Origin of the sequence: Granulibacter bethesdensis, from assembly GCF_001889545.1 — a bacterium.
Taxonomy (GTDB): domain Bacteria; phylum Pseudomonadota; class Alphaproteobacteria; order Acetobacterales; family Acetobacteraceae; genus Granulibacter; species Granulibacter bethesdensis_B.
On sequence record NZ_CP018194.1, the window covers coordinates 1516525 to 1534239 of the forward strand.

At 53.4% G+C, this 17715-nt stretch carries 14 protein-coding genes; 9 read left to right on the plus strand and 5 right to left on the minus strand.

Features of this window, described 5'->3' with window-relative positions; all coding sequences use genetic code 11:
* Positions 1–12: 12 nt before the first annotated feature.
* Positions 13–543: an SUF system Fe-S cluster assembly regulator gene (locus GbCGDNIH8_RS06985; RefSeq protein WP_081369051.1), complete on the minus strand. Its 531-nt coding sequence runs from the start codon at positions 541–543 to the stop codon at positions 13–15.
* Between the two features lie 283 nt (positions 544–826).
* Here GbCGDNIH8_RS06985 and GbCGDNIH8_RS06990 point away from each other — a divergent pair, with 283 nt between their 5' ends.
* From GbCGDNIH8_RS06990 to GbCGDNIH8_RS07020, 7 genes are all read left to right on the plus strand, one after another.
* The gene (locus GbCGDNIH8_RS06990; protein ID WP_072572617.1) at positions 827–1342 is read left to right on the plus strand and encodes a Csu type fimbrial protein; all 516 of its coding nucleotides are present in this window, start codon (positions 827–829) and stop codon (positions 1340–1342) included.
* Positions 1343–1426: 84 nt separating this feature from the next.
* Entirely contained in the window at positions 1427–2149 is a 723-nt protein-coding gene (locus tag GbCGDNIH8_RS06995; protein ID WP_072572618.1) for a fimbrial biogenesis chaperone, read from the plus strand.
* Positions 2150–2171: 22 nt separating this feature from the next.
* On the plus strand, positions 2172–4574 hold the full coding sequence (locus GbCGDNIH8_RS07000) for a fimbria/pilus outer membrane usher protein (RefSeq protein ID WP_072572619.1): 2403 nt from the start codon (positions 2172–2174) through the stop codon (positions 4572–4574).
* 71 nt (positions 4575–4645) lie between these two features.
* Positions 4646–5044 carry a Csu type fimbrial protein gene (locus GbCGDNIH8_RS13305; RefSeq protein WP_072573715.1) on the plus strand — a complete coding sequence of 133 codons (399 nt, stop codon included), beginning with the start codon at positions 4646–4648 and terminating at the stop codon, positions 5042–5044.
* 37 nt (positions 5045–5081) lie between these two features.
* A complete protein-coding gene (locus GbCGDNIH8_RS07010; protein ID WP_072572620.1) occupies positions 5082–6224 on the plus strand; it encodes an MFS transporter in 1143 nt (380 codons plus the stop codon).
* Positions 6225–6451: 227 nt separating this feature from the next.
* Complete coding sequence (locus GbCGDNIH8_RS07015) at positions 6452–7780, plus strand: protease (RefSeq protein ID WP_072572621.1); 1329 nt, start codon at positions 6452–6454, stop codon at positions 7778–7780.
* A gap of 91 nt (positions 7781–7871) precedes the next feature.
* Positions 7872–8696, plus strand: a complete 825-nt coding sequence (locus GbCGDNIH8_RS07020; RefSeq protein WP_072572622.1) for a bestrophin-like domain — start codon at positions 7872–7874, stop codon at positions 8694–8696.
* Positions 8697–8859: 163 nt separating this feature from the next.
* Here GbCGDNIH8_RS07020 and GbCGDNIH8_RS07025 read toward each other — a convergent pair whose 3' ends face one another.
* Positions 8860–11646 (minus strand): phosphoenolpyruvate carboxylase, encoded by a 2787-nt coding sequence (locus tag GbCGDNIH8_RS07025; RefSeq protein ID WP_072572623.1) that lies wholly within the window; start codon positions 11644–11646, stop codon positions 8860–8862.
* Between the two features lie 332 nt (positions 11647–11978).
* Here GbCGDNIH8_RS07025 and GbCGDNIH8_RS07030 point away from each other — a divergent pair, with 332 nt between their 5' ends.
* Positions 11979–12605 (plus strand): DUF4142 domain-containing protein, encoded by a 627-nt coding sequence (locus GbCGDNIH8_RS07030; RefSeq protein ID WP_072572624.1) that lies wholly within the window; start codon positions 11979–11981, stop codon positions 12603–12605.
* Between the two features lie 48 nt (positions 12606–12653).
* Positions 12654–14018: a DUF445 domain-containing protein gene (locus tag GbCGDNIH8_RS07035; protein WP_081368890.1), complete on the plus strand. Its 1365-nt coding sequence runs from the start codon at positions 12654–12656 to the stop codon at positions 14016–14018.
* Positions 14019–14036: 18 nt separating this feature from the next.
* On the opposite strand, the gene GbCGDNIH8_RS07040 is transcribed toward GbCGDNIH8_RS07035, so the two are convergent.
* The 3 genes from GbCGDNIH8_RS07040 to fusA form a co-directional block, all read right to left on the minus strand.
* Positions 14037–14297 carry a hypothetical protein gene (locus tag GbCGDNIH8_RS07040; RefSeq protein WP_072572625.1) on the minus strand — a complete coding sequence of 87 codons (261 nt, stop codon included), beginning with the start codon at positions 14295–14297 and terminating at the stop codon, positions 14037–14039.
* A gap of 112 nt (positions 14298–14409) precedes the next feature.
* Complete coding sequence (locus GbCGDNIH8_RS07045) at positions 14410–15213, minus strand: transglutaminase-like domain-containing protein (protein WP_072573717.1); 804 nt, start codon at positions 15211–15213, stop codon at positions 14410–14412.
* A 303-nt stretch (positions 15214–15516) separates the two neighbouring features.
* Positions 15517–17598: an elongation factor G gene (gene fusA / locus GbCGDNIH8_RS07050; RefSeq protein ID WP_072572626.1), complete on the minus strand. Its 2082-nt coding sequence runs from the start codon at positions 17596–17598 to the stop codon at positions 15517–15519.
* Between the last annotated feature and the right edge of the window lie 117 nt (positions 17599–17715).

The following is a 17715-nucleotide window of genomic DNA, read 5'->3' on the forward strand; positions in this document are numbered from 1 at the left end:
GGCAGGCTCCTGTCACTCCGCGACGGACAACTCGACATGCTCATGGCATGCCGGGGTCTTATAACCGCTTGAAGAGGATTGCGTAGGCTGGGGGGGCAAAACAGTATCGAGAGGGGCACCACCCATTGGCTGCCTTGCCATATCGGCAAGGCTGATAGAGGACAAAGCTGTCGCAATCGCGTGGTTGACCATATCCCACCGTCCCCGCATCGGGCAGAGGCAGGCGGCCTCACAATCCAACGATGCACCTTCAACACAGGCGGTCAGGGCAATCGGTCCTTCCAGAACCCGGATCACATCGGCAATGGAAATCTGATCAAGAGCACGGTTCAGACGGTAGCCGCCATGTGCCCCCCGCTGCGACACGACCAAAGCGCCGAGTGACAAGGCCTTGAGCACCTTGGCCACGGTGGGTTCCGGAACACCGGTGGCAGCGGCGATATAAGGGGCCGTCTGGACCTGTCCCGCTGCCGCACCGGCATCTCCGGCCAGACGCATCAGCACCACCACCGCATAATCAGTCAGCTTCGACAGCCTGAACATCTGCTCCATCCTAACCGGACTAAATAAGTCCTGTTTTGGGACAGATGGGCCACACCCATTAAAAGGTCAAGAGCAAAAATTCGAGGATTTTAATCCTTCTTAATAAGAACAATTTCAAATATCATAGAGTTAATTGATAACTATCATCAATTAAAAATTGGTGATCCAATCATTCATGTTAATCAATTAAACAATATATTTCATTGACATATCGCAAAAAAAAATTTATTTCTCTTTATGAACCGTTAAGGCAACGGCAAAAGGGAATTACTGTAGGCAAGCTATGACTTTTAAAATTTCTCCCCGCAAGAATACCAGAATAGCAACCGTTTTTATGCTCGGAACCATTGCTTCTCTGGGCCCTCTCACGCCAATTCATGCTGCGACCACGACAACAACCTTCCAGGTCACCGCAACCGTGCAAGCTTCCTGCGTCATTCAAGCGGCAAATCTTTCGTTTGGTAACTACAGTGGTTCGCAAACTGATGCGACATCCACGTTACAGGTGACCTGCACGAATTCCACACCTTATAATATTGGACTCAATGCCGGCACGGGCTCTGGAGCATCGGTATCCAATCGTAAGATGACACTGAACTCAACCTCGACACTTCCCTATTTTCTTTATTCAGATTCGGCACGCACCAATAATTGGGGCAATACCCCAAATCAGGATACAGTTAGTGGAACAGGTAATGGTAGCGCACAAAGCTTGACCATTTATGGCCGCATTCAGGCAGGGAACTATCCCAATCCCGGGTCCTATGCAGATACAATCACAGTAACTGTTAATTTTTAGGAAAGATTATTTTTATTACCGAGACTCATCCGGATTTATGGTGATTTTTGTGTTCTAAAGTTAATGAAGTTCCGGAGCGTATTGATGCTAATATTTAATTTCAAGAAATGGGAGGCTGCCCTTCACATATTTCTGGCTTTGTTTTTTATATCGATAAGCAGCAGCAAAATTTATGCTCAGGGAATCAGTATTTCACCTGTCAGCATATCATTAGCCGCAGGGCAAATGGCCTCTTTCCTGACATTAACGAATGCAGGGGATACGAACTTGGCATTTCAAGTCCGTAGCTTTGAATGGAGTTCGTCTCCGGAAGAGCCTTATAATCTCACCCCGACAGATCAGCTTTTGGTCAGCCCACCGCTTGGCACTATTCCACCGCATGGCAGTCAGACAGTACGGATTGTGTTACGCCGAGCAGCAACCAGCATTGAAAACAGCTATCGGATTCTGATTGATCAAATCCCTCCACCGGGCCCAATCGGCACAGTCAAGGTCGCTATACGCCTGTCCATTCCACTCTTTGCAGCCCCACCATCACCCATCAGCCCGCATCTGCAATGGTCTATTGAACGATCCACGACAGGCACTTTTCTTACTGTGATCAATACAGGGGAAAAACATCAGAAAATTTATGATGTTTCTCTATCCAATACTCATAAAAATATAAAAATCAAAGTAGAAAAAAGTCCCTATATTCTGCCGCATACAGCACAAAAATGGAAAATTCCTGATAATATCGTTGAAAATAATGAACAAATTACAATTTCAGGAAAGTCAAGCGAAGGAGATTTTAAGGAAAAAATATAGTTATCTATTGTGTTAGGCTAATATGATGGTTTTATTTTTTCTCTTTCTATGGCTTCTAATTTTCACGTTCCAGACAATGGCATTTGCTGCTGACATTCAACTGCTTCTGGATGTTATCGTCAACGGGAATAAAATACAAAAAATCGGTGAATTCTTGGAGAAAGATAACACGTTATATGCTTCCTGCAAGGAATTAACTGAATTAGGGTTGAACATTCGTCCATGCCCCCATGCCAGTGATCTATTAGCACTTGGAAAGCTGGATGGAATAAAATTCACTCTCGACCAATCTACACAGACCATCCATATCACCGCGGAAGAACGGGCGCTGCTTCCAGCCTTGCTGACAGCATCCCCGACAGCTACGGCAGCCGGCTCCAAGATTTATCAAGGGAGTACCGGTTTCAACCTGTCTTATGATATTCAAGGCTCTATGACCGACAATGTTCCTTACGGAACAGGAACCTTCACCCTGCGTGGATTTTCGCATTACGGTCTCTTCTCATCATCTCAGACCGTTTATGCTGGTCTTGGGCCGGCTGGAGCAGGATCAGTTTCTGTCATCCGTCAAGACACCACCTATACTTATTCCAATCCACAGACGTTAAGGCGATATCGTTTTGGCGACGTCCTTGGTGGAAGTTTGCTTTGGACACGCCCTGTTAAACTGGGAGGGATCCAGATCGCTACGGATTTCTCAATGCAACCTGAAAATCTGCCATTTCCTGTTCCGTCGGTGGATGGAATGGCAAATGGCCCATCCACGGTCAACATATTGATGAATGGTCTGCCAATCTTCAATCAGCAGCTTTCCAGTGGACCTTTTCAGATTTCTCGTCTTCCAGTCATGACCGGCGCATCAGAACTGACCAGTATCGTAACCGGTTTAAACGGCCAGCGGACGACCACCACGATACCTTTTTATGCGAGCCAGCTGCTTCTGAAAAAAAACCTGTCCTTTCTATCAGCCGAAGCAGGTTTCCTCAGGCAATACTGGGGAACTTTGTATTCTGAGTATGATAATTTTGCAGGATCTTTGACCTACCGCTACGGCATGTCCTCACACCTGACATTGGAAGGACATGCGGAAGGGTCTCAAAAAATTATCGAGGCAGGGATTGGTGCCGAATGGAATTTTTTTAACCTTGGTATTATCAACGTGACAATGGCAGGCAGCAATGCTGGTGGTGGATCAGGCACCCAGGAATCAATCGGATTTCAAAGAAATGGGCGGCATTTTAGTTTCGGCTTTTCTGAACTGCTCAGCGATTCAACGTTCCGGGATCTGGCCCGCCTGACGGGCAGTCCGGTTCCGAAAAAGCAGATGAACGCCTATATTGGTTATTCATTTAAACGATTTGGATCAATTAATTTTAGTTATAATCAAACAAATCTCTACGGCATTCCGATTTCCCTGCGTTATTATGTGCCACCGGGAACGTTCAACACCAGCAACATGCCGATACCTGGAACCGCCATAACAACCGCTGATAGTGGTTTGGTCACATTACAACCAGCGCAAAACACCAAGATTCTGTCGGTCAATTATTCTTTGCAGATTGGGAAGGTCTCGCTGTATGCAACAGCCTTCAATGCAATCTCGGGCGGAGGGGGAGTTGGAGCTCTGTTTGGTTTAACCATTCCCCTCGGCAATCGATCATCAGCTTCAGTAACCAGTGGAACAGGCCAGTCACGGCCTTATCAGCAGCTCCAGCTTAACCGGATGGTCAATGTACCAGGGGATTTTGGCTACCAGTTAAACGTCTCTCATGGCAGCCAGAACATCCAGAACGGCACGGTAAACTACAAATCCAGAATTGGGACAATCTATGGAGGTATAGATCATATTGGCACCACCACAACTTATCGTGGAGAGGTACAAGGTGCCATTTCTTATATTAATGGCGGTTTTTTTCTATCAAATCAAATATTCGATAGCTTTGCTGTTGTGGATACCAATGGTCTTCCAAATGTACATGTCTACAGCAATAATCGTCTGATGGGGCAAACTGACCATAATGGGCTGTTGCTATTGCCTGATCTGCACTCCTTTACCGAGAATAAAATTTCTATTGATCCCACTGACGTACCTCTCGATGCAGATCTGACCAGCATTAGTCATACAGTCAGGCCAATGAATCATACTGGCGTGTTGGTACCATTCAACATCAAAACAATCAAAGCGGCACTTATCCATTTTGTGAATGCAGATGGTGTGCCATTATCACTGGGAAGTTCAGTACAGTCCACGCCCCCCTCACCCATCGGCTATGATGGGAGTGCCTATTTGACCGATCTAAAACCTGGGATCAACAAGGTAAAAATTCTGCTTTCCAATGGCCGACAGTGCTCTGCTTCCTTTAATTATATTTTTTTACCTGCTACTATTCCTACTATTGGGCCCATCCCATGTATACAACAGTGATAAAATTACGATATCTCCAGACTGTCGCATTGATCTTTTTTGTTGTTCTTGCCCTGTTTCCAAAAGATTCGATGGCTCAATGCGCAGTATCAGTCAACAATCTGAATTTCGGAGTGTATAATCCGTTCTCCACCACCCAGACGACTACATCAGCCAATATTACTGTATCAAGATGCCCCATACTATTTGGATCATATAGCGTCGGCTTGAATGCAGGACAGTATGGAGGCGGATCATATTCCAATCGGTCCATGCAATACAACTCGTACCGACTTCGATATCAAATATATACCTCAAATACCTACTCAACCATATGGGGAGACAACAGCCAAGGAACAGGGATGCAATATGGAAATTGTTTCTTTTTTACTTGCAATAATTCTTTTACCATGTACGGTGTTATTCCACCTTCCCAAAATATACCACCAGGGTCTTATACCGACACTGTCGTTGTGACGATAACTTATTGATTTTTAAGATAATTTTCAGTTTGTAGAGCTTATATTCTTGGTAGTCAGAAACAATCTCGTATCTCAGGCCACTGTTATTCTGGTAGCGAGCATTTTCGGGCTGGGATACAGCCTGAGCGCAGCCCTGATTGCCCTCCGGCTGGAGGCCACCGGAGCCAACGATCTGACAATTGGCCTGAATGCAGCCATGCATGCCGCCGGTGTGCTGGGTATTGCCATGTTTCTTCCCCGCCTCAGTGCCCGGTTCGGCATGCGCTTTCTGCTGCTGCTCTCCCTGCTGGCAACGACGATTATCCTGATCCTGTTTCCGCTGATGCCATGGAGCTGGACATGGTTTCCTCTGCGATTAGGGCTGGGGGTCGCGACCGAGATTCTGTTTGTTCTCTCCGAAACATGGGCCAACCAGCTTTGTGACGATGCTTCCCGCGGAAAGGTCATGGCTTTTTATATGACTGCCATGTCCGGCGGCTTCGCAGCCGGTCCCCTGCTGTTATCCGCTACGGGGACAGGCGGCTTTGCGCCATGGCTGGCTGGAGGAACATTGTCACTGCTGGCTGCGCTGGTCCTGCTGCTGGGCACGACGACACCACCGCCCGCGCAACACAATGGGCATGGTGGCTTTCTACATTATCTCCGCCTTGCCCCTGTTGCCCTTTTCAGCACCGCCCTCAATGCAGGGGTGGAGGCGGCTGGAATGTCGTTCCTTCCTCTCTATGCAATGAGTGCCGGATGGGGCGAAAATGGCGCGACCCAACTTTTATCGACACTGATGCTCGGCGCGATCATGCTGCAACTGCCGATCGGATGGCTTGCTGACCGGATGCCACGCGAGAAACTGATTCTTCATCTTGCCCTGATCGCCGGCATCGGAGCCCTCGCCTGGCCGTGGTTAATCAGTCTTGGTGCAATCGCCTATATCGCCCTGTTTGTATGGGGTGGAGTTTTCGTGGGTATTTACACCGTAACCCTGACCATGATCGGCAGCCGATTCTCCGGCAGCGATCTGGTCGGTCTGTACGCTGCAGCCGGGCTGGCCTGGGGTGTGGGGGCATTGCTGGGACCATCTGCCGTCGGAGCCGCCAACATCCTGACAGCCCATGGCCTTCCAGTCGTCACCGCTGCCGGCTGCCTGATTTTTGCCTTATTCATACGCCGCTATGTTTACCGATCAGACTCTTGACCCAGCCTCATAATTGTCCATCCCTCATTACAAAAATATTATTATAACGGGTCAAGAATGACAGTTATTGAGCAAACTGAGACAGATTGCTAAAAAAACGGATGTTCCTGCTTTTTCAAGCTGGCAATCTTGCCTCCAGCCTTCATGGCCGAGACCATAGTTGACGATATCTGATTGGCTTTATGAATTTGCCGGATCGCAAGCCAGTCGGATGATAAGGAACATTAATGATCAGATTGGTATTGCTTCTGCTTGGGGCGGGTATCGTCAAGCGGCGCTGGCGTTTTCTGCTGATGCTGGGCGTTTTATGGGCAGGTTTCGGCGCGTTTCTGGCGTTTGATGCACTGGACGAACATTACGTAATCCCGGTGCGCTATCTCGGTTACGTCATGGTCATCGAAGGGCTGGCCACAGCCTCCTCCGCATCCGCGGCCACCGGCACGGCGAAGCGGTTGAGGTGGTTCAAGGCGCTTGCCCTGTTCATGATCGGGGGGCTTGCCGCGCTGAACCATCATCATGCCAATCTGATTCTGGCCATTCTGCTGGGGCTGTTCATCGCCATTGATGGAATCATGAAGGTCAGCAGCGCGCAGGTTGTACGATTTCCCGGCTGGCGTACTGCACGCGCCATCGGAATAGGCGAAATCTTTTTCGCTATTTTTGTCCTCGAACCATATCCGACCTGGTACAAGGCAACAGTCGGTGTCAATATGGGTGCATTGATGCTGCTCTCCGGTCTGGGCCTTGTGCGACTGGGATTGCGGTTAAAACAGCTTCCTGACGATGCGCCACTTTCCCCCATCCTGCAGCAGGGCCTGTCTGGATGGACATTCATTCCTGCCCCTCCCAACCAGACAGATCAAAACGCTCAACCGGCACAGATTGGTGAACTGATTGTGCATGTGTGGACCCCGACCGGCCTGTCACCCAGCCAGATCCGGTCCGGCAGGCTCATCGGGCGCTATATCGCAGCTGTCGATCAGAACGGGGCTGTCTCAACCGGGCATGCTGCACTGGAAATGGCACCAGATGTTTACATCAGCCATTATCCGAAAAACGAGATCGACCGGAACCCGGGGGAATTCGGGCGCATTCTCCGGGCCACTCACGACAACGATGTTGAGGGTCGTTTTCTGCCCAGCTATCAGGAAGAAGCCGCGGGATGGTGCGAAGCCACGGCCCATGTCCGCTTTGAGCAGTTCGACGCGGGCCGCCTGAGGGCTTTCTGGAATATCTATCGGCAGGACAATACCTACAACCTGACCAATCGTAACTGTTCCAGTGTCGTCGCACAGGCTCTGGATGCCGCACTGGAAGGTGCACTGACCGCACGGACTGCACGCCTGCCTCTGTCACGGCTGATGCGGATATTCCTCAGCCCTGAACTCTGGGTTGCCGGATTGCTGCGTCAACGTGCTGAATCCATGGCCTGGACGCCGGGACTGGTTCTGGATTACGCCCGTGCCCTGTCTGCCGTGATTGATCCGCCTGCTATCTCCTGGCTGTCACTTGCGGCCCGTGCATGGCGGCGGCAAAAGCGTACGCAGGAATCATGAGCAACCACACGACGTCAAAACGACGCCTCAGCCTGATACAACGCATCTGTTATCATTTGGACCGCTTCTAAAAGAAATGTTAAACTCTTTCATGGAAGCAGCAGATTTCTCAGCCAATACCCTGGCTCAATGGCCCAATATTGTCATTATCGGGATCTTTTGTGGGGTTCTGGTTATTGCGCAATATTTGGTGCAGTTTCTTGCCAAAAGAATCTTCTCTGCCACCACACTTGCCGAACACAACGTATCGGCTCTGGATACGTTTCGGGTTCTTGGTCCCCTGGCTGGTGTATTCATCAGCTTCTCCCTAGTACAGGGGATTGCCGAATATCGTGCCAGCGAGCGCCAGATAAGTCTTGAGGCCACGGATGCCTATCAGCTTGACCGCGCCCTGGCCGGAACAGATCTGGGTGATAAGGCAAATCCTGCCCGGCTTGCCCTGCGAGCCTACATCCAGTCTGTCGTAACAGAGGAATGGAATGGATTGCGGGAAGGAAAAACCGTAGCTCTGGTAGCGTCGCAGACAATGCAGGCCCTGCAGGAGCAGGTTGAATCTTTGGTCAATCAGCTGCCTCCCTCCCTGCGCATTGCCAATGATATTGATAAAAACTTCGATGATTTGCAGGAAGACCGTGCCAAGCGGTTAGCCGTTGCGCGCGGCGGGCTTCCTTCGATCATGTGGTGGGTGCTTGGCATGTTGATGCTGCTTCTGCTGATCTGCTCGGCTTTTCTGGCACGTCCGAACAGGATTTACATTCACCCGCTGCCGACATTGTTCATGGCCGGGCTGGGAATCATGTGCGGGCTTCTGTTTATTATTGACCGACCCTATCAGGGGGAACTTTGCGTAAGCCCGGCACCCTTGGTGAAGGTTCTCAAGCAGCTTAATATTCGCCTGCATATTCATACAGGCTAGGCCGGATCACCATTCAGCTCTGGTGGCCTATAAAAGACGCTTTTGTATGCTTCAGGTGCTCGCAGACCTGAATAGCGATCCCGCATAGTCACCATCAAGAAAAAGCCGCGATCCCCTCTGATCGCGGCTTTCCTGTTTTATCGGCTGTTTTGAGGAACGCTATTCATCCAAAAGCGCCTACCTCATGGCTGATAGCCGTGCCGATCTCACGCACCAGATCAAACATATCGCTCATCGGCTGGAAAATAGTGGCATGCTCATGAGCATAGCTGCTGCCCTGACGTTCGGTCGATGGTTCAAAGTAATCCCGTTCCACCGCAGGGTCTGGCGCAGGCGGGAATACCTGACTCAGAAGATTGAGGGCAAGGGGAATTTCCAGCCGCAAAATCAGGGCTTCCAGAGCCTGACGAGTCACCCCATGACGAGGCGAGAAATCAGGAATTTCCGTCTCCAGAAGCCAGATACGATGAATCAGCGCCAGCCTCAGCGCATGCAGCAAACGCTCACGCATGGTCATGCGCGGTGCGTCAGACCAGCCAGCACGCAGTTGCAGGTGATCCACCTGAATGCGTCGGAACATCGCCTGTGTCACCGCCGCCAGACCCAGCCGCTCCACCGCCTTGGCTACCAGCATCAGCGCCTTTGTCTTCCGCTGATCCGTTTCCCGCTCATGCGCAGCACGATCGAGCCAGGTGGTGGGGTCAAATGTCGCCACCACTGCACGCAATACGTCCAGATCAGAATGGCGCAAAGCATGCTCGGCCAGATTCATGGCCCGGCGGAAACGGAAGCTGTTCTGATAAAGATCGTCGAACGTTTCCGGGTGGCGGATCAAGGCTGCACCAATGCCGTGAATGGAATTGGCACACCAGCCCAACTGCTGAAGGATGGCATTATTGGGGATGGCCCGCAATTCGCGCGGATGGGTGATCTGCGGGCGCCCCACTGCCCCATCGCTCTGGCGGGCGGCCGGGCGGGAGCCGGTCTTGTCGATCAGAGCCGGACCGAACGCACCCAATAGGGCGGCATAGCCCGGATCTTCCACCAGCTCTTCCATATGCGTGCGGATGGTCGTGAAGTAATCCGAGGCAAAATCCTGCTCCTCATAAACAGGATCTTTCGGGCCGGACATACGTGGGAAAGCATGTTCCGCAATCCGGGCAATAGTGGCCGTTGCCAGCGCTGGTGTGCCGAACAACAGATAGCCATCACCACCTTGAAAAGCACTTTCCTCACGCACCACAACTCCTGCAGCGCGCAGGGCCTTGCGGCTTTTGGTTGGAGAAAGATATTTCAGGCGATCATAGAGCGAGCCGGGATGCGCACCACGTCCGATGCTTTCGCCATGTGTATCGAACAGAATCACTTCGACACCCTTGACGTCATAACGGGCCAGCAGCTCGGCAATTTTCATACGCAGGCGTTCGATCAGATAGCTGGCGGCCAGCTGTCCGACATAACGACCGGAATCCGAATAACCGAACTGAAGTGCAAGACGACCGGTCTTTTGCAGATAGGCGCGGTAATGCGGGCTGCGCAGCGCTTCCTGCAGGATGCGCGCGCCCTGTTCCAACGCATCGGCGGTTTCGAACAGCGGAGAAATCTCGATCCGGTCCTCGATCCCCAGAAGTCTTGCCAGCCACAGCGCTGTCAACAGCGTGTAACCGCTCTCGGTCTCGGCGATCAGGAATCTGACCGGTGCTGCGCTATCGATGTGTTTGACGACCTGCGCCACCGTCATCATCAACCGGGCCGCCGAAGCCTGCTCAGCAATCAGCGTACCGAAATCGATATTGACGGGCTGAACAGTATCGAGCGCCTCGTTGATCTTGCTCAGCAGGATACGACGGCGGGACTGATCTTCCGGCGGATCGGTAATGCCCAGACGCTGCCGGGCAACATTATGCAGCTGAGTCGCATTCAGACGTACATGCGTATGAGCCAGAGACATGGCATGCGAGACTAGGCCTGCGCGGATCACGCACAGTGCCAGTCTCGTCTCCTCATCTGCGGTGCTGATCGCCGCATCAAATTGCGGCAGGATGGCAGCAGGATCAGTGATCGCTTCCTGCCGACGTGTGATCAGCGCCTGAGCGAAAGCCTGCACACCATCAGGATCCTGCGTCATCGGGCAGGCTTCGATCTGGGCCGAAACGGCCTCAATCGCCTGATTCACTGTGCGCTGAAGCGCATCGGTTCCGGCAAGCGGAGCCAATTGTGCCAGAACGCGCTCCAGTTGCAGACGCTTCATGCGCAGGCGCAGGCGTAACGTGTCCCACCAGCCAATATCGGTACGACCATCCGTATCGTAGCCAACCCAACTGGTAAGAATCACCGGCCTTGGCGTCAGATCGCTCCAGCGATCCGGCCAGACATCACGGGCGGCCAGCAGCAGGTTGCGGTTCAACTTATCGATGGCATCACGGCCATTGATGATGGCGGCAACCGCCTGATCGAACTCGTCTTCCAGCGTTACAGAAGGGGGACGATGCGATTCAAAAGAAGATACTTCAGCACCGCTGGCTGCTTCTGCCAGCGCGTGGCCAACCTCGGCCGGCATTGAGAAAGTCGGGTGAGCCGTAAAGACGGCGGCAAAGCGGGTTCTCTCAACCTCAGGCTGAAAATCGCGAAAAGAAATCGGGCTGTCATTGGGATCAGGCCTGACCACCCGCTGGGCCACGTGAGCCAACGCCTCGTCAGCCCCTTCAATCCCGCCAACATAATTGGCAAGCCTGCGCGCGCGGTCGATATAGGCGGCATCTCTCAGATGTTTCACCAATGCCACGAGAGAAGCGTGACTTAATGATCCGCTTTCGATTCGGCGCGCAATCGCGAGCGCCACTGAAAGCATCGGATTGCCGAATGGATCTTCGGTAGAGCGCTCAACAGAGCGTTCTGTGACCGAAAGCAATTCGGCGGCCAGGTTCGCAGGTGTCTGCGTGTCGTGCATGTCTGCCATCACCCGAATTGTGTGCACAGGCTCAAAGAGAACGCAAACCCCTTTCGCATGGTCTTCCTTTCAAAACTCTGTTCTGTCATCACATAAGGCAAAAGCAATCTTATGATAAGATTGCTCTATTATAGGAATTAATAATAAAATATTGGAGTATCTATAGCAATAAAATTATAGACCCTTTGGGCCGTCATCTTTATGCGCGGGAATCCGTACAGGATATAAATCTCTATTATTTTAACTTTTTGCCTCTGGACAGGCTACGGAACCCTCGCGCAACCATGTTGTTACCACCTTGCCTAAAAACATGACACAGGAGAGGAATTCTTATGGCACGTCGCTTCGGCTGGGCTCTCGGACTGCTGGTTCCGGTCGCCGCTTGCTCCAACCCGCCTCCGCCGCCCCCGGCCCCGCCGGCCCCGACCGTCAGCGATACGGATCGTAGCTTCGTGACAGCTTTGACCCAGGCCAATCTGGCAGAGGTGCAGGCCGGCGATCTGGCCTCCAAAACCTCGAACAAAGCCAGCATCCGCAAACTGGGCAGCCAGATGTCCAATGAACATGGCCAGCTCAATGAAAAGCTTGCCACCCTGGCAAAAGCGAAGGGCATTGATGTCCCGACCCAGCCAAATGAACAGCAGCAGGCTGTCTATCAGAAGCTGCAGGGCGAACGCGCCAGCCGATTCAACAATGATTATGTGGATTCTGAGCTGGACGGTCACAAGGCGCTTGAGCCAGTGCTGACCCTGGAAATCAACCAGGGTTCCGATGCTGATCTGAAGAAACTGGCGGGTGATACCCTGCCGGTGGTGCAGATGCATGCAAAAGAGCTGGAAGCTCTGAAAACCGGCAAGACGCCGCGCCGCCTGCGCCATGGCGCCGCAGCGGCAACCATACCGCCGGTCGTGCAGTCCGCTGCGCCTGCGGCTCTGGCTCCGGCCCCGGCTGCGCAGTAATCAGCGCCGGTTCATAAGAAGGATGCCGTTTCGGCGGCATCCTTTTTTATGACTACCAAGGAGGCTGTTTTTCCATACTCTGATCAGGTGTTCAGACCGTTGGAACCCTCCCCTGTTTTTCCGCCTCCTCGCATGATGCTCCCGGCGCAGGATGAGCCTGCCCGCCAAAGGCTGCGTCAGGCAAAACGCCTCGCCCTTTTTCTGCTTCTGCTTATGCTGGGCCTCTCCCTGCTGGCTCTGTTCATTCCATCCAATCTCGGGGGAGGATGGGTCAAAGGCATGATCGGGGCAGCCGCCAATGCCGGACTGATCGGCGGACTGGCTGACTGGTTTGCCGTTACTGCCCTGTTCCGTCATCCGCTGGGCCTGCCTGTTCCGCACACTGCGATTATTCCAGCCCAGAAGCACAGGCTGGGACAGGCACTGGGACGTTTTGTCGCTCAGCATGTCTTTACGCCGGCGGAAATATCCCGCGCGGTCAAGACCATTGATATTGCTGGCATTTTTCAGCGGCTGCTCAATGATCCTTCCATCTCCCTGCCCGCATCACAAGCGGTGTCGAGACTGGTGCCCCGTCTGTTGTCCAGTATGGAGGCCGGCCGTGCACGCAAACTGGTCATCCGGCTGCTGCCACGCCTGATGGGTGGGCAGGCTGCCAGCGCAGTGATCGCACGCGCCCTGAATGGTCTGGTCGATGGAGGCAAGCATCAGGATATTTTTACCCTGCTGCTCCACGCCCTGAGGGATACGCTGCATCAGAAAGAATCACAGCTACACGGTCTGATTGCCCAGCGCGTCTCCGAGCATGGCGGACGGCTGGTCGGCTGGGCCGTCGGGGCTCAGATCGCCAGCAAGGTTCTGACTGCGATCAATGTTGAACTCGATAAAATGGGGCCTGATCAATCAGCCCTGCGTCTTGCCTTCGATGAATGGGTACGGGTTCAGATTGGTAAGTTACAGAACGATCCCGCCCATGCTGCAGAAATGGGAAAAGCCGTCACCAGATTGATGGCCGAACCTGCCGCACAGGCTTGGTTAAAAGACATATGGCAACGCCTGCGCAGTACCATCGTTGCCGATGCCAATAGAAGTGACGGCCGCACCGTGCTGATTATTCAGGGTTTTCTTGGTGAGCTTGGCAATATGCTCGGGCAAAGCGCGGATATGCAGGACAAAGTGAATCGCGGAGCGGAGTCCATTATCCTGAACGCCCTTCCCTCGTTACAGGAATCACTGTCCCAGTTCATTGCCTCGGTGGTGGCGGGATGGGATACGGAGACAATTACCGACAGGCTTGAGTTGCGGATCGGACATGATCTGCAATTCGTGCGCGTAAACGGAACGTTGGTTGGCTTTGTGGTCGGCGGCGCGCTTTATGCAGTGCTGCGGCTAATCTCCAACCAGATCGGCTGAACAGGCCGATTTTTTATTTCAGAAAAAACTGCTGTGCACGGCACTGCGAACACGTAGCACCCGGGCAGCGATATAGGCCACCGCCAAGGCCACGACCGCCACCGGAATCATAAGCACGGCCAGCCAGATCGCCAACGCAGCAGCCGCAAGACCCGCCATGATCATGGCTGCCACCATGGCAGAGACAGCAAAGCGCGCACTGAAAGGCGGGCGAACCGGGCGGCGGAACTCACCATCCAGCGTCATATCCAGCACAGGGGGAGATGACTTTTTCTGCATTTTGTCCATCTTGATCGAGGCCTCCTTGCATACAAGGCTGACGAGCCGCTCAAGTTCCTGCCACCATAGGGCTAATAACGCCCTACAGGAATGCCCGGGACATTAAACTTTCTCAAACTTCATCCGTGACAACACCGAATTCAACCAGATCGCTTTTTCCGAAGCTGGTTGAAATCGCTACATCCGTCGCATCCCGTCCACGCGCCATCAGGATACGCCCGATACGCGGCTTGTTATGACGGGCGTCAAATGTATACCAGGTACCATCCAGATAGACATCAAACCAGGCGCTGAAATCCATCGGGTCCGGCACAGGTGGAATGCCTATATCGCCGAGATAACCGGTGCAGTAGCGTGCAGGAATGTTCATGCAACGGCACAAAGTGACAGCAAGATGCGCAAAGTCACGGCACACCCCGACCTGCTCTTCATGGGCTTCCCAAGCGGTTCTCGTGGCGCGTGCCATCTGATAGTCAAAACGGATACGCTGGTGTACGTAATCAACAATTGCCTGCACGCGGGGCCAACCTTCCGGCGTCTGGCCGAATAGCTGCCAGGCAAGCGTGGAAAGACGATCCGTCTCGCAATAGCGACTGCCCAGTAGATAGACCAGCACATCATCCGGCAGCATGGGCACCGGGGTCTGTCGGGCTGACCAGTTCACCACATCCGGCTCACCACTATCCTGAATGGTGAACATCGTCGAAATCGTGATCAGACCGGGAGGCGCAATCAGGCGGGTGCAGCGGTTTCCAAAGCCGTCCGTATAAACTGTCATGGCCGTCGGCGGATCCAGCGTAACAATACCTGGATCCAACAGGTCACCAGCACGGGATGGATGCACATGCACCATCAGCAGCATCGGAGTGTGATCAATATGCTGATAAGTCAGCCTGTATCCGGCACGAATATGCAATCCTGTCTCCTTTCGGCATACAGCAGAAACCGGAAGCGCACCCGCAAGTGCAGGAAGAGAAAAGTCTCCTCCCTCCCCCACCGCATCGACAGGCCTGCGCTCCGAATGGCCTTGAAACGCCTGTGGAACAGAAGCTGTTCCCCGCAAACGATGAATGACAGTAAGCAAAATTCTGGCCACACCCTGAAAAAATGTCAGAACAATCTCCTGTGAAGTGAGAAACAAAAAACGGCCCGTGAAAACGGGCCGTTTCCAGATAGAGCAAAGCAGAAAGACTCCCCGCCGAAGCAGGGAAAAGTCATCTCAGGCGCTCTTGGTCATGATTTCGTCCGCAACGTTACGCGGCACCGGATCATAGTGATGGAACTGCATGGTGAAGGATGCACGGCCCTTCGTCATGCTGCGCAGGTGAGAAATATAGCCGAACATTTCCTTCAGCGGCACCTGTGCCCGCACCAGAACGGTGGAGCCCGAGCTTTCCTGGTTCTGGATCATGCCGCGACGACGGTTGAGGTCACCGACGACGTCACCGACGTGATCCTGAGGTGTGGTGACTTCCACGTCCATGATCGGTTCCAGAATCTGCGGACCGGCTTTCTTCATGCCTTCGCGGAAGCACGCCTTGCCCGCGATTTCGAAGGCCAGAGCCGAGGAGTCAACATCATGGTACTTGCCGTCAATCAGGCTGAACTTGAAGTCCACGGTCGGGAACCCGGCCAGCACACCCGTTTCGGCTTGCACGCGGATACCCTTGTCAACGGCCGGGATATATTCCTTCGGCACGGCGCCACCGACGACCTTGTTTTCGAAGACAATGCCTTCATTCCGTTCCAGCGGCTCGAAGACGATTTTCACTTCGGCGAACTGACCGGAACCACCGGACTGCTTCTTGTGGGTATAAACTTCGGTGTGGGATTTGCTGATAGTCTCACGATAGGCCACCTGCGGCGCGCCAATATTACAATCGACGTTATATTCGCGGCGCAGACGGTCGATGATGATGTCCAGATGCAGCTCGCCCATCCCGGACAGAATGGTCTGACCGGTTTCCTGATCAGTGCGCAGACGAAGGGAGGGATCTTCACCAGCCAGCTTCTGCAGGCCGAGCGTCATCTTTTCGACCGCCTCCTTGGTCTTCGGCTCAACGGAGATGTCGATCACGGGAACCGGGAATGCCATACGTTCCAGCACCACCGGATCATCCTGGCTGGCCAGCGTATCACCGGTGCCTGTGTCCTTCAAACCAACGAAAGCCGCGATATCGCCCGCGAACACTTCCTTGATTTCCGCGCGCTTGTCAGCGTGCATCTGGAAGATACGACCGATACGTTCCTTATGGCCCTTGGTGGTGTTCAGCACGGAATCGCCAGAACGCAGCACGCCGGAATAGACGCGCACGAAGGTCAGTGTGCCGTACTTGTCGTTGATGATCTTGAAAGCAAGGCCGGAGAATGGCGCATCGACCTTCGCCGGGATGCGGCGACGATCAGCGGCTTCGTCTTCCCCTTCCTCTGCGGCCACCTTGATACCGGGCAGATCGGTCGGCGCGGGCAGGTAATCAATCACGGAATCCAGCAGCGGCTGAACGCCCTTGTTCTTGAATGCGGTGCCGCACAGAACGGGGCGGAACGTGCCGTCGATCGTGCCACGCTTGATGGCGCGCTTCAGAGTGGCAACATCGACATCGCCCTTCTCGAAATACTCTTCCATGGCGGCGTCATCGACGGCCAGGGCGGTATCAAGAAGGTTCTGACGATATTCAGCGGCCTTTTCAGCCAGATCGGCGGGGATCGGCTCGTCGTGGAACTTCGCGCCCAGCTCGCCGCCTTCCCAGATAATGGCCTTCATCTCGACCAGATCGACCACGCCCAGGAACTGATCCTCGGCCCCGATCGGCAGCTGCAGCGGCAGCGCGACGATGTCGAGCTTTTCCTTCAGCGTGTCGAATGCGCGATAGAAATCAGCGCCGGTGCGGTCCAGCTTGTTGATGAAGATGACGCGCGGCACGTTATAGCGGTCGGCAAGACGCCAGTTGGTCTCGGACTGCGGCTGCACACCGGCCACGCCTTCAATGATGAACACCGCACCGTCCAGAACGCGCAGGGAGCGGTTCACTTCGATATTGAAGTCGATATGGCCAGGGGTGTCGATGATGTTGATGCGGTGGTCTTTCCACTCACAGGTCACGGCAGCGGAGGTGATGGTGATACCGCGCTCACGCTCCTGTTCCATGTAGTCGGTGGTGGTGTTGCCATCATGCACCTCACCAATTTTGTGAGACACACCAGTATAGTACAGGATACGCTCCGTCGTGGTGGTCTTGCCCGCGTCGATATGCGCGGTGATCCCGATATTACGGATCTTTTCGAGCGACGGTGTGGACAAGGCAGACCTCCAAAACCCAGTAGGGAAAAACCCTGCGGGGAATGGCCCCAGTCAGGGAGTATCAGCGCAACCCCGGCATGTTGTCCGGCAGATCACACCAAAACCAGTGATACAAAC